This is a genomic window from Stenotrophomonas sp. IS26 (assembly GCF_054188265.1).
On sequence record NZ_JBSZJV010000017.1, the window covers coordinates 39,237 to 55,792 of the forward strand.

A 16,556-nucleotide genomic window follows, 5' to 3' on the forward strand; every position below is an offset into this window, starting at 1 on the left:
CGCAATCCTTAGCCGATACGTACCGCCGGGCCACGGCGCACGCATCGCGTGCGCTCAGCCGTAGCCGCCGTGTACTGGATTGTGGCGACGCACCGCCATCACCAGCCCGAAGCCGGCCAACAGCGAGACCGCCGAGGTACCGCCGTAACTGATCAACGGCATCGGCACGCCGACCACCGGCAGCAGGCCGGAAATCATGCCGCCGTTGACCAGCACGTAGACGAAGAACGCCAGCCCGGTCGCGCCGGCCAGCAGCCGCGAATAGGTATCGCGCGACTGCGAGGCGATCCACAGGCAACGCCCGATCACCACCAGGTACAGTGCCAGCACAATCGCCACGCCGATCCACCCGAACTCCTCGCTGAGCACGGAGAAGGCGAAGTCGGTGGTCTGCTCGGGAATGAAGTTCAGGTGCGACTGCGAGCCCTGCCCCCAGCCCTTGCCATCGAAGCCACCCGAGCCGATCGCGATCTTGGACTGGATGATGTTCCAGCCCGCGCCGAGCGCGTCGCTTTCCGGATCCATGAACATCATGATGCGGTCCTTCTGGTACGGCCGCAGCAGCCAGAACCAGGCCACCGGCGCGGCCGCGGCCACACCGCCGACCGCCACGCCTACCCACCACCAGGGCAGGCCGGCCAGCAGCAGCACGAACGCGCCGCTGGCAGCGATCAGCACACCGGTGCCGAAATCCGGCTGCAGCATCACCAGCCCGGTCGGCACGCCGATGATCACCGCACTGGTCAGCACGGTGGAGAAGCGCGGCGGCAGCGGCATGCGATGCAGATACCAGGCCACCATCATCGGCAGGCTGACCTTGAGCAGCTCGGCCGGCTGCAGGTAGAACACTTTCAGATCCAGCCACTGGCGGCCGTACTTGCCGGTGCCCAGCACGAACACGGCCAGCAACGGGATCATCGAGACTGCGTAGATCAGCGGCGTGGCCGAACGGATGCGCAGGATCGAGATCCGCGAGATCGCCCACATCGCGCCCAGGCCAACCGCGAAGCGCGCCCCCTGGGCGAACACCAGGCCGTCGCCTCCGGCGCTCTTGAGTACGGCCAGGCCCATCAGCATCAGCGCGGCCAGGGCCAGGCACAGCACCCAGTCCAGCGAGCTGCTGAAGCGGACGGCCATGTCGACCGCCCAGCGCAGGAAGACCTTCATCGTGGCCGCTCCGGTGCGGTCGGGGGTGGAGTGGCACTGGGGACGGGTGCAGCGGGGTCCGGCGCGGGCGCAGGCGCAGGCAGGCCCACCACCACCGGCATCAACTCCAGCGCAGCCACGGCGGCATCGCCCGCCTCGCGCACGGCGCCATCGCCGCCATCGAAGGCGGTGATGCCGATCGCGGTGGTACCGCGCTCGCTGTCCAGCGGCTCCAGGCCGTCGGGCATCTTGCCCAGCAGCCAGGCATCGAAAATCTTGCGTGCGATCGGTGCAGCGGCCGAGCCACCGTAACCGCCGCCTTCGACCGCGATTGCCACGGCGATCACCGGATGGTCGGCCGGCGCGAAACCCACGAACAGCGCGCGATGGCGCAGATGCAGCGGCAGGCTGCGCGGATTGACCGCCGCCGTACCGCGCCGGCTGATCACCTGTGCGGTACCGGTCTTGCCCGCCATCACGTACGGCGCGCCCGCGGCTGCCCGCGCGCCGCTGCCGCCCGGCTGCATGGTGCCCATCATGCCCTCGCGCACCGCCTGCAGATTGCCCGGCGTAGGGCTGATCGGCTTGCTCTCGCCCGGCGGCGTCGCCGTCCAGTCGGCATCGAAACCGGCGCGCTGCTGCATCACCAGGTGCGGCTGGCGCAGCTGGCCATCGGCGATGCCCGCCACGCCATGCACCAGCTGCAGCGGGGTGACCTTCCAGTCGCCCTGGCCGATGCTGACATTGACCGTATCACCGGGATACCAGCGCTCTTTGCGTGCCTTGAACTTGGCCGCCGGCGAGGGCAGGATGCCGCCGATCTCGCCGGTCAGATCGATGCCGGTCGGTGCGCCGAACCCGTAGTAGCCCATGTAGTGGTCGAAGCGATCGATGCCCAGATCCAGCGCCAGCCTGTAGTAGTACGTGTTGACCGACTGGGTGATCGACTTGCGCAGATCGGTCCAGCCATGGCCGCCACGGTTGGCATCGCCCCAGCCGCGCGAGGTGCCCGGCAGATAGAACATGCCGGTGGACAGGATCTTGTCTTCGGGCTTGCGCACGCCACTGTCCAGGCCGGCCAGGCCGATCAGCGGCTTGATCGTCGAACCCGGCGCGACGCCACCCAGGACCAGGCGGTTGAACTGCGGCCGCGAGGGATTGTCGTTGAGCGCCTTGAAATCGGCATGCGAGATGCCGTTGACGAACAGGTTGGGGTCGTAGGACGGCAGGCTGACCATCGCCAGCACTTCGCCGGTGCGCGGGTCCATCGCCACCGCCGCACCTTCGAACTCGCCGAAGGCGGCGACCATCGCGCGCTGCAGATCGGCATCGATGGACAGCCGTAGATCGCTGCCCGACTGCGCCGCGACCCGGCCGATGGTGCGGATCGCGCGGCCCTGCACGTTGGTTTCGACCTGCTCGTAACCGACCTTGCCGCGCAGCTGCTGCTCGTAATAGCGCTCCAGCCCGGACTTGCCGATATGGGTCAGCGCGGCATTGCCCTCGCCCAGCATCTCCAGATCCTTGTCATCGACCCGGCCGACGTAGCCGATGATGTGCGCGAACAGATCGCCGTACGGGTAGCGACGGGTCAGGTACGGCTCCAGCTCCACGCCGGGGAAGCGCCAGCGGTCCACCGCGAAGCGCGCCATCTCCTCATCGGTGACACGCAGCTTCAGCGTGACCGGCAGGAAACTGCGACGTGCCTTGCGCGACTTGTTGAAGGTCTCGATATCTTCCGGGCTCAGCGCGAGGATCTTGGACAGGCCCGCCAGCGTGGCGTCCATGTCCTTGACCTTGTCCGGGGTGATGTCCAGGCGGAACGCCGGCACGTTTTCGGCCAGCAGCCGGCCGTTGCGGTCGTAGATCATCCCGCGCCCCGGCACCACCGGCCGCGGCTTGATCCGGTTGGCCTCCGAGCGCGTGGCGTAGATGTCGTGGTCCATCACCTGCAGCTTGAAGTACCACCCTCCCAGGCCGAACAGGCATACCAGTACACCGAGGAAGCCCAGCGCGGCACGGCGCCGGAACTGTTCTGCCTCGGCATGCGGATTCTTGGCCTGGCGGCGCATGTACATGTCAGCGCCCGCGTCGCCCGAAACGCAGCGCATCCAGCAGCACGAACACCAGCGGCCACAGCGCCATGCCCAGCAGCGGGGCCCACCAGTACGACCACGGCAGGGTCGGCTCGCCGACCACGATGTGCACCACCGCGCTGACGATGCGGTCGTTGAACAGCAGGCCGCCGATCGCCAGGATCTGCTGGGACATCGGGAAGAAGCGGATCCGCGCGCGGAAGCGCTGCAGGATGAAGGTCAGGATCACCAGCCGCAGCGCCTGCTCGCCGAGCACGCCGCCGTAGAGCAGATCGGCGATCACGCCGCTGGCGAAGGCGATGCCCAGCCCGACCCGGTCCGGTGTTTCGATCACCCAGTAGGCCAGCACCAGTGCCAGCCAGTAAGGACGCAGCGGCTGCAGCAGCGCCGGAAGCGGCAACAGGCCCAGCAGCAGCGCCACGACCAGACTCACCGGCAGCACCCAGGGTTTGTCGCGCAGGCGGCTCATCGTTGTTCCTCCGGCGGCGCGGCGCCGGTTTCAGGCGCGGGCGCAGGCGAGGCTGCGGGGCGACGCGGAGTCACCGGTACCGGCGCGGATGGACCGGGCCGGTTGGCCTGCGGTGCATTGGCGGGCGCCGTCACAGGTGCCGTGGAGCCCGGGGATGAACCCGCCGGGGTGGCACTGGCCGGCGCTGCGGTGCCTGCCGGCGCGCCGGCCTGCAGCGGCAGCGCGGCCGGGCCACCGGCTTCGCCCGCATCACGGCGCAGGTTCGGCGGAATGCGGATCGCCTCGCCCGGGCGCAGCAGCAGCACATCGCGGCCACGGTCGAGCTGGGCGGCCGGCTTCAGCACACCGACCAGGAAGGCGTGGGTGTCATCCGGGCGCAGCGCGGTGATGCTGCCGACCGGGAAGCCGGCCGGGAAGCGCCCGCCCAACCCCGAGGTGACGATCTCATCGCCCACTTCCACCCCGGCACTGAGCGGAATGTCGCGCAGTTCCAGGGTGTCGCCGCGGCCGTAGACGATCAGGCGCACGCCATTGCGGGCCACGGTGACGGGCACGGCATGGTCGGGATCGGTGAGCAGCAGGACGGTCGCGCTGTTGCCGGTGGTGGCGATCACCTGGCCCATCAGGCCACCGGCATCGATCACCGCCTGGCCGACATGCACGCCATCGCGGGTGCCGGCCGCCAGCACCAGGCGCTGGCGCACCGGGTCCAGGTCGATATCCAGGATCGGCGCGAGCTGCACATCCAGGCCACTGCGCTCGGCCACGTTGAGCAGTTCGCGCAGCTGGGCGTTGTCCAGCGCGGCGGTCTGCAGGCGGGTCAGGCGCGCATTGGCGATCAGCAACTGGTTGCGCAGCTCGCGGTTCTCGGTGACCAGCTGGCCGTGGCTGGCCGCGTTGTCCTTGACCTGGGTGCCGAGCCGTCCCGGCAGACCGGCCAATGCCCATACCGGCTGCACCAGCACGTTGGCCTGCGCGCGCAGGCGCGACAGCCAGCCGGCCTGGTCATCAAGCACGATCAGGGTGATGGCCAACGCCAGGTAAGCGAGCAGGCGCAGCGGACTGGCGGCATCGCCCTGGCGGGAGGCTACGGGAGGACCGGCGTAAGGCGGCACAGGCGTCGACTGGAAATAGTGTGGATGAAGCGCGCGGAACAAGAGCGCAGCGGGAACAGCATGCGACAACGCCCCGGCGAGGTGACGCCCGGCAAGCGAAGCTTGCTGGAGGCATCACGCCGCAGAGGCGCGTCTACGATACACGGCCGGTACGGCTTACTCCGGCGCAAAGAACTCGTTGCCGTGCATGTCCACCAGCTCCAGCGCACGACCACCACCGCGGGCCACGCAGGTCAGCGGGTCATCGGCCACCTGCACGTGCAGGCCGGTCTCCTCGGAGATCAGGCGGTCCATGTCACGCAGCAGGGCGCCACCACCGGTCAGTACGATGCCGCGCTCGGCGACGTCGGCGCACAGTTCCGGCGGGGTCTGCTCCAGCGCCAGCTTGACCGCGCTGACGATGCCCGAGAGCGGCTCATGCAGGGCTTCAAGCACTTCGTTGGAGTTGATCTTGATCATCTTCGGCACGCCCTCGGCGAGGTTGCGGCCGGAGATTTCCATCTCGATCACTTCCGCCTGCGGGTAGGCGCAGCCCAGCTCGACCTTGATCCGCTCGGCGGTCGCTTCACCGATCAGCATGCCGTGGTTGCGGCGCACGTAGTTGGTGATCGATTCGTCGAAGCGGTCGCCGCCGATACGCACGGAGGCCGAGTAGACGATGCCGTTGAGCGAGATCACCGCCACTTCGGTGGTGCCGCCGCCGATGTCGATGACCATCGAGCCGCGCGCTTCGGTGACCGGCATGCCGGCGCCGATCGCAGCGGCCATGGGCTCTTCGATCAGGAACACATCACGCGCACCGGCCTCCTCGGCCGATTCCTTGATCGCGCGGCGCTCGACCTGGGTCGAGCCGGCCGGCACGCAGACCAGCACGCGCGGGCTCGGGCGCAGGAAGCGCGACTTGTGGACCTTCTTGATGAAGTGCTTGAGCATCGCCTCGGTGTAGGTGAAGTCGGCGATGACGCCATCCTTCATCGGGCGGATGGTGGTGATATGGCCCGGGGTACGGCCGAGCATCTGCTTGGCCTCGGCGCCCACGGCAGCCACGGAACGGGTACCACCGATGGCACGGTCCTGGCGCACGGCCACGACCGACGGCTCGTTCAGCACGATCCCCTGCCCACGCACGTAGATGAGGGTGTTGGCCGTGCCCAGGTCGATGGACAGGTCATTGGAGAACATGCCACGCAGTTTCTTGAACATCTGGGAGTTGATCCTGAGGGGTGTCGCGCCCAACGCGGGATGGCGAAAAAATGGGCAGAATTCGAGGCCGACAAGCCTAGCAATCCCCCTGTGCGCGAGCAAGGACAAATCTGGCCGAAAGCCAGCCTTCACGGCCATTCAGGCCAATCCGGACAGCCCGGGTTCTGGCCCAAAGCCGCCCTACCCGTTAACCTTTGCGCCGCAGGGCGCCGCAGGGCGCCGTTTCGTTGCCCGCCCAACGGGCCTCAAACCCCCTTCCGCATAGGCCTTACTCGATGTCCGCTTTGATCTGTGGTTCTCTTGCCTTCGACACCATCATGGTGTTCCCGGACCAGTTCAAGAATCACATCCTGCCGGACAAGGTGCACATCCTGAATGTGTCGTTCCTGGTGCCGCGCATGCGTCGTGAATTCGGCGGTTGCGCCGGCAACATCGCCTACAACCTGTACCTGCTGGGTGGCGAGCCGATCCCGATGGGCACGGTGGGTTCGGATTTCGGCCCGTACCGCGAGTACTTCCAGGGCCTGGGCATCGACCTGAGCCGGGTCAAGGTGATCGATGAACTGTTCACCCCGCAGGCGTTCATCACCACCGATCACGACAACAACCAGATCACCGCCTTCCACCCGGGCGCGATGATGCGGTCCTACGAGAACCACGTGAAAGACGTGCCGGGCGTGACCCTGGGCCTGGTCGGCCCGGATGGGCGCGAGGGCATGATCCAGAACTCGCAGGAATTCTTCGAGGCCGGCGTGCCGTTCATCTTCGACCCGGGCCAGGCCATGCCGCTGTTCAACGGCCCGGAGCTGCGCACCTTCATCGAGCAGGCCGACTACGTCGTCGTCAACGACTACGAATCCAACCTGCTGCAGGAGCGCACCGGCTGGGATGAAAAAGCGATCGTGAGCCGGGTCAAGGCCTACATCACCACCCGTGGCCCCAAGGGCGCGGTCATCCACACCCCGGAAAAGACCTATGACATCCCGCCGGCGCACGAGCGCCGCGTGGTCGATCCGACCGGCTGTGGCGATGCGTTCCGCGCCGGCCTGATCTACGGCATCGAGAAGGGCTACGACTGGCTGACCATCGGCCGCATGGGCAACCTGATGGGCGCGCTGAAGGTCGAGCACCCGGGCACCCAGAACCAGCGCTTCACGTTCGATGAGTTCAATGAGCAGTTCAAGCAGCAGTTTGGTTACGCGTTAACCGCGTAACCAAACTGCCCGCGCATTCCACCTGATCCCCGCGCCTTCGGCGCGCCCCCTTGAGACGACTGCGCCTGTGGCGCAACCGTCCCGCGCATTCCACCTGATCCCCGCGCCGCTGGCGCGCCCCCTTGAACATCAAGGGGGCTCTCCACCAGAGAGGACTTTAGGGGTGATGAGGGTAGAGCCAGGCCATGCCTGGCTGCTTTCCGGCTCCATCGCCCGCGGATCATGCGGCAGGCACTTGCCGCTGCAGTCAGGCCGAAACCCGGCTCTCTTCCCATGTCGCCAGCACCTGCCCGCAATCGGCCAGGTGCCAGCAGGCCATGCCCGGCCAAGGGTTGTCCGGGGTGTTGACCAGCAACGTGCGGGTGCCGGCGGCACGGCCGCATTCCAGGTCGAAGCGATGGTCGCCGACCATCACCATCTGGGCGGGAACGGCCTGCCAGCGCGCAACGAAGTACTGCAGCCCGGCCGGTGATGGCTTGGGCTCGGCTTCGTCACGGCCGATGATGTCATCGGTGGCGAACACCCCCCCGACACCGATCGCCTGCAGGGTCACCTCGGCGAGTTCGCGCGCGTTGCGGGTCAGGATGCCCAGCCGGCAGCCCGCGGCGTGCAGGGTGCGTACCAGGGCCACCGCGCCGGGGGCGGCCTGTGCCTGCTCGGCCAGCGTACGTTCGTGTGCGAGCAGCCACGCATGCTTGGCCGCGGCCTCCTCGGCAGGCAGCGCGGCCAGATGGGTGAGGATGTCATCGTCCGGTGGAATCGCGAGGTCACGCTTGATGCGCTGGAAATCGTGCACCGCCACGGTCAGCGTGCCGTCCAGGTCAAACACCCAGTGACGGATCGCCGGCAGGCCCCTCACTGCCACCACGACGGCATGCGGCTGGCATCCACACCACCGGTTTCGAACACGGCCGTGCGCGTGCCACCGGCCTTGACCGGGAACTCGATGCTGATCACCTTGGCCTTGCGCGCCAGGTTCCACAGCGCTTTCTGGTCGGTGATGAACATCGCGATCGCTTCATCGGTATCCGGGCGCCAGGCGGCCATGGAGACCGGCTTGCCATCGTCGACGGTCACCTTGACCTGGCACTTCGGGCAGCGGAAATCGCCGGCCTGCAGCACGAGGTACGCATGGCGCTTCCATTCGGGATGATCGCGGAACACCAGCTGCACCGGCTTGGCACCGCTGCCATCCACGTCCACGCGCTCCTTGCTGTAGATCTGCGCCGAGGACTGGATGCCCTTGGTGCCGACCGGGATCTGGTTGTACTGCCACAGGGCCTGCAGACGGCGCGTTTCGCGCGCGGCCTCGGCCTTGGCCTTGACCTCGGCGTAGCCCGGTTCGATCCGGGCGGCGACGTCGGTGTCCTTGTACTGGTCCAGCAGCGAGCCACCGTGGATGCGGGCACGTTCCCAATCCTGCGCGGCGACCGCCATGTCGTACTGCTTGGCTACGCCTTCGGCCTTTTCTTCCTGCTGCGCCTTGGCGGCGGCCGCAGCGGCCTGCTGCGCCTGGCGCTCGGCTTCGGGGTTGCTGCACGCTGCCAGCGCAAAGGCGCAGGCCGCTACCAGGATCAGTCGCTTCATTGGGTGCTCCGTGTTGGACGATGGCGCGCAAGGCGCCTGCGCCTACTTTATCGCCAAGCGGCGCACGCCGGTGTGGCACCGATGGGCAGCGATTTCACTCCGTGCTCGGCTGTCCTTCGCGCCACCAGTGGGTGGACGGTGCCGGTGCGCGGATATCCAGACGTTCGCCCATGTGCGGCGCGGTCAGGGGCACGCCCTGTTCCTGCGCCAGCGTGGTGATGCGCTCGAACGGTTCCGTCCATGGGTGCAGGGCCAGATCGAAGGTGCCGTTGTGGATCGGCATCATCACCTTGCCGCGCACGTCCAGGTGCGCCTGCAGGCTCTGTTCGGGCTGCATGTGCACGTCCGGCCAATCCTCGCCGTAGGCCCCGGTTTCGATCATGGTCAGATCGAACGGGCCATAGCGCTCACCGATCCGGGCGAAGCCGTCGAAATAGCCGGTGTCACCGCTGAAGAAAATCCGGGTACGCCCGGTGTCGATCACCCACGAGGCCCACAGCGTCCGGTTGCCGTCGGCCAGGGTGCGGCCGGAGAAGTGCTGGGCCGGCGTCGCGACGATCTTCAGGCCTTCCACGCGGGTGTCCTGCCACCAGTCCAGCTGCACGACCTTCGCCGCCGGCACGCCCCACGCGATCAGGCGGTCGCCCACGCCGAGGGCGGTGACGAAGTGCTGCACCTTGGGCGCCAGCGCCTGGATCGCGTCGTGATCGAGGTGGTCGTAATGGTCATGCGAGACGATCACGCCGGTGATCGGCGGCAGTTCGTCGATGGTGAGCGGGGGCGCATGGAAGCGCTTGGGGCCCATGAACGACATCGGCGAGGCACGCTCGGAGAACACCGGGTCGGTCAGCCAGAAGTGGCCGTCCAGCTTCATCAGCATCGTCGAATGCCCCAACCGCCACAGGCTGTCGTCCGGTGCCTCGAGCAGGGCTTGGCGGGTCAGCGCCTGCACCGGGATCGGCGCCAGCGGGCTGGCATCGGCCGGCTTGTTGAACAGGAAACGCCACATCACCCCGACGGTGCGGAAGAAGCCGAGGTCGGTCTTGCCGGTGGGGTTGTGGAAGCGGCCGTCGCCGAATTGCGGCGACTGGTCATAGGCGGCCGCCGGGCGGGCACCGCAGGTCAACAGGCCAATGGACATGGCGATCAACACCGTCAGAAGGAGGAGGACACGAGGCAGGCGACGTTTCATGCGGGGCTTGCCCTGGAAAGTACACCGGCGAGTTTACTTGCCTTTTCCGAAAAGTAAACTGAACGGTGTAAAATAATCCGCATGACCGCCCCCGACCGCCCCAGCCGCCTCACCGACCGTAAACGCGAGGCCATCCTCCGCGCCGCGGTGGCCGAGTTCCGCGAATTCGGTTTCGCCGGCACCAGCATGGATCGCATCGCGGCCACGGCCGAGGTGTCCAAGCGCACCGTGTACAACCACTTCGCCAGCAAGGACGAGTTGTTCGCCGCGATCCTGTGGCAGCTGTTCGAAGCCAGCCAGGCGCTGGATGTCGTGCCGTACGATCCGGCGCAGTCGCTGCGCGAGCAGCTGCTGGTCTTCGCGCAGCGGAAGATGCGCCTGCTCGACGACCCCGGCTTCATCGATCTCTCCCGGGTCGCGATGGCCGAACTGGTCCATGCCCCCGAGCGCGCGCGCGCGATGATGGACAAGCTGGCCGAGAAGGAAGAAGGCCTGACCGGCTGGATCCGCGCGGCCCAGGCCGATGGCCGGCTGCGCACGGACATGCCGCCGGCCGAGGCTGCGCACCAGTTGCAGGCGATGCTCAAGGCCTTTGCGTTCTGGCCGCAGATCACCTTCGGCCAGCCACCGCTGGCGCCGGCGCAGCAGCAGCAGGTGATGCACGATTGCGTGGACATGTTCCTGGCGGTGCGCGCGGTGTGACATAGGCTTCCACGCAAAGAAGCATGCCTTATCCAGTCGCGGAGGCTAGTTGGTCGGGCTCGGCTCGCGGTACGCAGGCAGGCATAAAAAAACGGCGGGTTTCCCCGCCGTTTTTCGTTCAACCGATGCGTCGGGCGATTACGGCTTGGCCGTGCCCGCCTCGGCCTTGTCCAGCATGTCCTGCACCGAGCCCGTGGTGATCGGGTGGTAGCCCGGCTTGGCCTTGGCGAAGGCCGCCTTGGCGAAGGCCAGGCCTTCCGGCGTCTTCACCAGTTCGGCGTAGATCGGCATGATCAGCTTGCGACGGCCAACGCGCTCGATGAACGCGCCGGCGGCGTCGTTCGCTTCGCTGTAGCCGCTGCGGATCGTCAACGGATACCAGCGCATCGCGATCTCGCCGTTGGCAGTACCGGTGAAGTGGTAGGCCTTGTCCAGCGCGGCCAGCTTCTCCACCGGCAGGGTCTTGCCCAGGCCGTCGATGAAGTGCACCCATTCCTGGGTGCCCCACTCGCCGGTGATCTGTGCGTTGGGCAGCGTGTTGCTGCCCTGCCAGGCGATGCGGGCGGTATCGACGATGGAGAAGTTGCGCGAGCGGGCCTTGGTCGCGAACGTCGGAATGCCCGGCTCGTCCAGCCATGCCTTCAGCTCGGCGTCGCTGACGGCGCCGGGCTTCTTGGACAGCAGGTTCTTCTTCAGGTACTCGACGAACTGGTCGGTGTTCGCGCTCTGGAAAGCATGGTCATCGAACCAGCCCCGCAGGAACGGATCGAAAGTCTCGCGGCCGAAGCGCTGTTCCAGGAACTGCAGGAACCATGCGCCCTTGACGTAGGCGACCTGGCTCAATGCCTCGTCCGGGTCACGCTCGCTCAGCGGCGGCAGGGCGAGGGCCTGGTCGGCCGCGCTCATGTCCTTCACTTCGGCGAGCAGATCGTTCTGGTCGATCTCGCGCTCCATCTCGGCCATTTCCTGGCCGTACAGCGCCTCGGTGATGCGGCCCTGCACGTAGGTGGTGAAGCCCTCGTTGAGCCAGATGTCCTTCCAGCTGGCGTTGGTCACCAGGTTGCCCGACCAGCTGTGCGCCAGTTCGTGGGCCACCAGCGAGACCAGCGACTTGTCGCCGACGATCACGGTCGGGGTAGCGAAGGTCAGGCGCGGGTTTTCCATGCCACCGAACGGGAACGACGGCGGCAGCACCAGCATGTCGTAGCGGCCCCAACGGTATTCGCCGTAGAGCTTCTCGGCAGCGCCGATCATTTTCTCGGTGTCTTCGAACTCCTTGGCGGCCTTGCCGACCATGGTCGGTTCGGCCCACACGCCGGAGCGGCCGGAGATCGGCTCGAACACCAGGTCGCCGGCGGCGATGGCCAGCAGGTAGGACGGGATCGGCTGCGGCATCTTGAAGGTGTAATCACCATCACGCGCGGCCTTGGGATCGTTGTCGGCGCTCATCAGCACCATCACGTCCGGGCGCGAGACCACGTGCGCGCTGTAGGTGAAGCGCACGCTCGGGGTGTCCTGCAGCGGCACCCAGGAACGGGCGTGGATCGCCTGCGACTGGCTGAACATGAAGGGCAGCTTCTTGCCCTCGGTCATCGACGGCTCCAGCCACTGCAGGCCCGAGGCGGTCGGTGCGGTGTGATAGGTGATCACGACCTTGGCCGGCTGATCCGGGGTCTCGATGCTCAGCTTGCTGCCGAACACCTTGTCGGCCGGCGCCAGCACGAACGGCAGCGGGGCAGCCTTGCCGTCGGCGGCGATCGCCTCGACCTTCTCCACCGTCAGCTCGCGGGTGTCCAGCACCAGCTGCTTGGCGGCCTTGTCCTTCCACTCCAGCGTGTAGGTCGCGGTGCCGCCGATCTGCTTGCTGTCGAAATCCAGCTTCAGGTCCAGCGCGATGTCCTTGACGACGACCTTGTCCGGCTCGGCGTACGAGCTTTCATCGTGGCTGCGGCTGTCGGCTTTCATGGCAGTGCTCGCCGGGGCGGTGGCAGTGGGATCGACGGTCGGAGCCGCCGGTTCTTTGGAACAGCCGGACGCCAGGGCGACGGCCAGGGGAATCAACAGGAACGGAGATCGCATGAACGGGACCGATCAGGGTGAAACGACCAGTTTACCCCCTGTCCCCGGCGCCCGCGCAGGCCATGCGTGCCGGTTCGCGCATTCAGTCCTCGGCGCGCAGCAGGCGCCCGCCCCCGGCGTACTTGGCCCGGTACATCGCCGCATCGGCGCGCCGGTAGGCCTCGCGCAGGTCATCGCCGGGGCGATACCCGGCCGCGCCAGCGCTGGCGCGTACCGGCGGGTCACCGGCACGCGCGGGCGCGGCCAGCTGCGCCAGCCAGCGCGTCACCCGCTCGCCGGCCTCGTTGCCATCGGCGTGCACGGCCAGCAGGAACTCATCACCGCCCCAGCGCCCGATCCAGTCGGGGCCGCGCAGCCACTGTCGCGCGGTCTCCACCAGCCGCACCAGCACCTGGTCGCCGGCCAGATGGCCGTGGGCGTCGTTGATCGGCTTGAGGTTGTCCAGATCGACCACGAACAGGGTCAGCGGACGCGCCTTCTCGCTGGCCCAGGCGGCGGACTCAGCCAGCGCCTGCTCGCAGCCGCGCCGGTTCAGGGCCTGGGTGAGCGGATCGAGCAGCACACTGCGGCGCAGATCACGCAGGCCGGCGTCCACGCCATGCAGATTGCGGTTGATGCTGCGCAGCAGCCGGCCGATCTCATCGTGGCCCAGATCGGGCAGATGCGGCAGGCGCTGCTCGTCGTAGTAGGCCTCCAGTGCATCGGCGGCCTGGCGCAGCGGCGCCATCAGGCGGTACAGCGCCATCATCGCGATCGCCGTGCCGAGCAGCGTGGCCAGCAGCACCACCCCGACCACGGTCCACATCATCCCGCGCTCATAGTGGCCGGTGGCGGCCATCCACAGCAGCAGGACCAGCAGCGGAACGTGCAGGCCAAGGAACACCACCGCCATCAGCTTGGCGGTGAACGAGCGGGGAAACACACGGGCAAGCCCGCGGTACAGACGCATGGCAGGCCCTCTTCGACAGCCTGCGTGCAGTGTGGCCGAGCTCCCTCAGCGGGAACCGGACCTCTGTCTCAAAGTTTGTAGCCGGAGTGAATCGAAACGATGCCACCGGTCAGGTTCTTGTAATGGCAGCGCTCGAAACCGGCCTCGGCCATCATGGTCTTGAGCTGCTCCTGCGGCGGATGCTTGCGGATGCTCTCGGCCAGGTACTGGTAGCTGTCGCCATCCCGCGCGAACAGCTGGCCCAGCTTGGGCAGGATCTTGAACGAGTGGAAATCGTAGATCGGCTTGAACCAGTCGGCGGTGACTTCGGAGAACTCCAGCACGCGCGCCTGGCCACCCACCTTGAGCACGCGATGCATCTCGCGCAGACCGGCTTCCTTGTCGGTGACGTTGCGCAGGCCGAAGGCGATCGTGACCAGATCGAAGCTCGCATCCGGGAACGGCAGCGCCTCGGCGTTGCATTGCACGTAGTTCAGGCCTGCAACCAGGCCACGGTTGGTCAGCCGGTCACGGCCAACGGAGAGCATGCCGGCGTTGATATCGCCCAGCACCACTTCACCCTCATCACCCACCCGCTCCTTGATCAGCGCGGCGATATCGCCGGTGCCGCCGGCCAGATCCAGCACGCGGTCGCCCGGCTTCACCTGCGCGGTGGCGACGTAGTAGCGCTTCCACGCCCGGTGGATGCCCAGGCTCATCAGATCGTTCATCAGGTCGTAGCTGCGCGCGACCGAGGTGAACACTTCGCCCACCAGCTTCTGCTTGTCCTTGGCAGCGACATCGCGGAAGCCGAAATGGGTGGTGCCAGTCTTGTAGGGGGATTCGCTCATGGGGACGATTATCGCACCGCCGGCGCCGTTGCGGCAGGCCGCCCACTATCATGGGGGCCTTCACGTTCCTGGATTGCGCATGATCACCACCCCCGACTACGCCGCCCTGCTCGAAACCGCCATCGCCGAAGCCCGCCAGGGCCTGGCCGAAGGCGGCATCCCGATCGGCGCCGCGCTGTACCACAACGATGGCCGCCTGCTCGGCTGCGGCCACAACCGCCGCGTCCAGGAAGGCGACCCCTCGGTGCACGGCGAAACCGATGCCTTCCGCAAGGCCGGCCGCCAGCGCCGCTACCAGGACACCATCATGGTCACCACCCTGGCCCCGTGCTGGTACTGCAGCGGGCTGGTGCGCCAGTTCAACATCGGCACCGTGGTGGTGGGCGAGTCGGTCACCTTCCAGGGCGGCATCGCGTGGCTGCGCGAGAACGGGGTCAAGGTGATCGACATGCAGAGCCAGGCATGCATCGACCTGCTTGGCGGCTTCATCAGCGCCCATCCCGAGGTCTGGAACGAAGACATCGGCGAGTAAGAAACGCCACCGTTCCGCGCGGATCCGCCCGGAACCCGCCCGCGTGATGCCGATACGCAGCGCGCGGGCGCTGCAACGTTCTGAATGCTTCAGTGAGCGAGGCGGGGCGCAACGCCCTGTGCCACGGATGTATGCGTGCGACACCCTCACGTGCCGCACACCGCCGTGGGACATCGCCAACACGCCGCACTAACAACCGCGCTGCATGAACGCCTTAAGGTGGTTGCACAGGGGGCACCATCGTCGAGGAGACGTCATGCATGCCCAAACCCGCCGCACCTCCTCCGTCGAACCTGCGTTGATGGACGCGTGGGAAAGACTGCAGGTGCACTACGCACGCCACCACAACGCCGCGCCTTTCTGGGATGCCTACCAGGCGATCCAGGATGAGTTGACGCGGTCCCATCCGCATCATCGCGTCGCGGTCTGCAACCGGCTGGCGACCCTGGCCGAACGCCTGGGCGTGGTCCACCACGCGCAGCTGCTGGGCGAGCCACGGGGCGAACGCCGCCACACCGGCTCCACATCGCCATGACATCACATGCACCGCGCCCTACGCCATCATCCAGATTCCCTTCTTCCCATATTGAAGTGACCATGTCCTCCGCCCAGATCTCCATCCCTGCCGTCATCGATGTCGACGCCGAAGTCAGCTACTGGCGCCAGCGTCACGCCGACGGCAACCTCGGGACGGGCTCATTCGGCCATTACGTGCCGTGGATCAAATTCGCCTGCGATTCGCTGATCACGCAACCGCGTGCCAGCGATGAGCAGCGCGATGAAATGTTCCAGACCCACTACGCGCTGCAGATCATGCCGCGCCTGTCCGAAGAACAGGCTCGCCAGTTCGTCGACCAGTGCTGGGAACACGTCTACCATGCCGGCCGCCAGGACCTGTCCTCGCGCCCGCGGCTGCATGCCCGCGTCTGACCCGCGCCGGCTGCACAGCGCCTGCACGGCGCCCCTCCAATGATGCAGACACCTCGGCTCCCACCTGTCGTGCCTCATGAAACTGCGCAGTCTCTTCAACCTTGTCGCCAAGAAGGCGTCCTATGCGGCGGGAACGCCGTGGACCTTCCTGGCGGCGGTAACGATCGTGGTCGTCTGGGCCCTGAGCGGGCCGATCTTCACGTTCAACGACACCTGGCAGCTGGTGATCAACACCGGTACCACCATCATCACCTTCCTGATGGTGTTCCTGATCCAGCACAGCCAGAACGCGGATACCGCTGCGATCCAGATCAAGCTCGATGAGTTGATCCGCGCGACGAAAGAGGCCAACAACGAACTACTCGATCTGGAAGAGCTGGACGAAGAACGCCTGGAAGAAATCCGCCGCGAGTACGAACGGATGGCCCGCGAAGCCGGCAGCGCACTGGATCGCGCGCGCCGCTGCCACGGCGATGGCCGGGCAGACGATCCCTGAGCGGCACGGGTGCGGC

General features: G+C 67.0%; 17 protein-coding genes. 6 read left to right on the plus strand and 11 right to left on the minus strand.

Annotation, left to right across the window (positions count from 1 at the left end; all coding sequences use genetic code 11):
- Positions 1 to 54 precede the first annotated feature (54 nt).
- From rodA to ACW6W5_RS14105, 5 genes are all read right to left on the minus strand, one after another.
- Positions 55 to 1,167: a rod shape-determining protein RodA gene (gene rodA / locus ACW6W5_RS14085; RefSeq protein WP_121039906.1), complete on the minus strand. Its 1,113-nt coding sequence runs from the start codon at positions 1,165 to 1,167 to the stop codon at positions 55 to 57.
- Complete coding sequence (gene mrdA / locus ACW6W5_RS14090; protein ID WP_121039909.1) at positions 1,164 to 3,224, minus strand: penicillin-binding protein 2; 2,061 nt, start codon at positions 3,222 to 3,224, stop codon at positions 1,164 to 1,166. The genes rodA and mrdA overlap by 4 nt, the downstream gene beginning before the upstream one ends.
- 1 nt (position 3,225) lies before the next feature.
- A complete protein-coding gene (gene mreD, locus ACW6W5_RS14095; protein WP_019186042.1) occupies positions 3,226 to 3,711 on the minus strand; it encodes a rod shape-determining protein MreD in 486 nt (161 codons plus the stop codon).
- Positions 3,708 to 4,826, minus strand: a complete 1,119-nt coding sequence (mreC, locus tag ACW6W5_RS14100; RefSeq protein WP_152152290.1) for a rod shape-determining protein MreC — start codon at positions 4,824 to 4,826, stop codon at positions 3,708 to 3,710. Before mreC ends, mreD begins: the two co-directional genes overlap by 4 nt.
- Positions 4,827 to 4,982: 156 nt before the next feature.
- The gene (locus ACW6W5_RS14105) at positions 4,983 to 6,029 is read right to left on the minus strand and encodes a rod shape-determining protein (protein ID WP_019186044.1); all 1,047 of its coding nucleotides are present in this window, start codon (positions 6,027 to 6,029) and stop codon (positions 4,983 to 4,985) included.
- Positions 6,030 to 6,304: 275 nt separating this feature from the next.
- Here ACW6W5_RS14105 and ACW6W5_RS14110 point away from each other — a divergent pair, with 275 nt between their 5' ends.
- A complete protein-coding gene (locus tag ACW6W5_RS14110; RefSeq protein ID WP_121039915.1) occupies positions 6,305 to 7,243 on the plus strand; it encodes a carbohydrate kinase family protein in 939 nt (312 codons plus the stop codon).
- Positions 7,244 to 7,490: 247 nt separating this feature from the next.
- Here the strand turns inward: ACW6W5_RS14110 and ACW6W5_RS14115 are convergent, their stop codons facing one another.
- From ACW6W5_RS14115 to ACW6W5_RS14125, 3 genes are all read right to left on the minus strand, one after another.
- The gene (locus ACW6W5_RS14115) at positions 7,491 to 8,111 is read right to left on the minus strand and encodes an HAD family hydrolase (protein WP_121039918.1); all 621 of its coding nucleotides are present in this window, start codon (positions 8,109 to 8,111) and stop codon (positions 7,491 to 7,493) included.
- Positions 8,099 to 8,830: a hypothetical protein gene (locus tag ACW6W5_RS14120; protein ID WP_121039921.1), complete on the minus strand. Its 732-nt coding sequence runs from the start codon at positions 8,828 to 8,830 to the stop codon at positions 8,099 to 8,101. The genes ACW6W5_RS14115 and ACW6W5_RS14120 overlap by 13 nt, the downstream gene beginning before the upstream one ends.
- A gap of 94 nt (positions 8,831 to 8,924) precedes the next feature.
- The gene (locus ACW6W5_RS14125) at positions 8,925 to 10,010 is read right to left on the minus strand and encodes an MBL fold metallo-hydrolase (protein ID WP_428999452.1); all 1,086 of its coding nucleotides are present in this window, start codon (positions 10,008 to 10,010) and stop codon (positions 8,925 to 8,927) included.
- A gap of 93 nt (positions 10,011 to 10,103) precedes the next feature.
- Here ACW6W5_RS14125 and ACW6W5_RS14130 point away from each other — a divergent pair, with 93 nt between their 5' ends.
- A complete protein-coding gene (locus ACW6W5_RS14130) occupies positions 10,104 to 10,724 on the plus strand; it encodes a TetR/AcrR family transcriptional regulator (RefSeq protein ID WP_121039927.1) in 621 nt (206 codons plus the stop codon).
- A 138-nt stretch (positions 10,725 to 10,862) separates the two neighbouring features.
- On the opposite strand, the gene ACW6W5_RS14135 is transcribed toward ACW6W5_RS14130, so the two are convergent.
- From ACW6W5_RS14135 to ubiE, 3 genes are all read right to left on the minus strand, one after another.
- Positions 10,863 to 12,803 carry a M1 family metallopeptidase gene (locus ACW6W5_RS14135; RefSeq protein WP_121039931.1) on the minus strand — a complete coding sequence of 647 codons (1,941 nt, stop codon included), beginning with the start codon at positions 12,801 to 12,803 and terminating at the stop codon, positions 10,863 to 10,865.
- Positions 12,804 to 12,885: 82 nt separating this feature from the next.
- On the minus strand, positions 12,886 to 13,752 hold the full coding sequence (locus ACW6W5_RS14140) for a GGDEF domain-containing protein (protein WP_121039934.1): 867 nt from the start codon (positions 13,750 to 13,752) through the stop codon (positions 12,886 to 12,888).
- 68 nt (positions 13,753 to 13,820) lie between these two features.
- Entirely contained in the window at positions 13,821 to 14,582 is a 762-nt protein-coding gene (gene ubiE / locus ACW6W5_RS14145) for a bifunctional demethylmenaquinone methyltransferase/2-methoxy-6-polyprenyl-1,4-benzoquinol methylase UbiE (protein WP_070471930.1), read from the minus strand.
- 79 nt (positions 14,583 to 14,661) lie between these two features.
- On the opposite strand from ubiE, the gene ACW6W5_RS14150 reads away from it, so the two are divergent.
- From ACW6W5_RS14150 to ACW6W5_RS14165, 4 genes are all read left to right on the plus strand, one after another.
- A complete protein-coding gene (locus tag ACW6W5_RS14150; RefSeq protein WP_121039940.1) occupies positions 14,662 to 15,114 on the plus strand; it encodes a nucleoside deaminase in 453 nt (150 codons plus the stop codon).
- Positions 15,115 to 15,370: 256 nt separating this feature from the next.
- A complete protein-coding gene (locus ACW6W5_RS14155) occupies positions 15,371 to 15,649 on the plus strand; it encodes a hypothetical protein (protein WP_121039943.1) in 279 nt (92 codons plus the stop codon).
- A 62-nt stretch (positions 15,650 to 15,711) separates the two neighbouring features.
- On the plus strand, positions 15,712 to 16,044 hold the full coding sequence (locus tag ACW6W5_RS14160; RefSeq protein ID WP_019186055.1) for a hypothetical protein: 333 nt from the start codon (positions 15,712 to 15,714) through the stop codon (positions 16,042 to 16,044).
- Positions 16,045 to 16,120: 76 nt separating this feature from the next.
- The gene (locus ACW6W5_RS14165) at positions 16,121 to 16,540 is read left to right on the plus strand and encodes a low affinity iron permease family protein (protein WP_121039946.1); all 420 of its coding nucleotides are present in this window, start codon (positions 16,121 to 16,123) and stop codon (positions 16,538 to 16,540) included.
- Positions 16,541 to 16,556 lie beyond the last annotated feature (16 nt).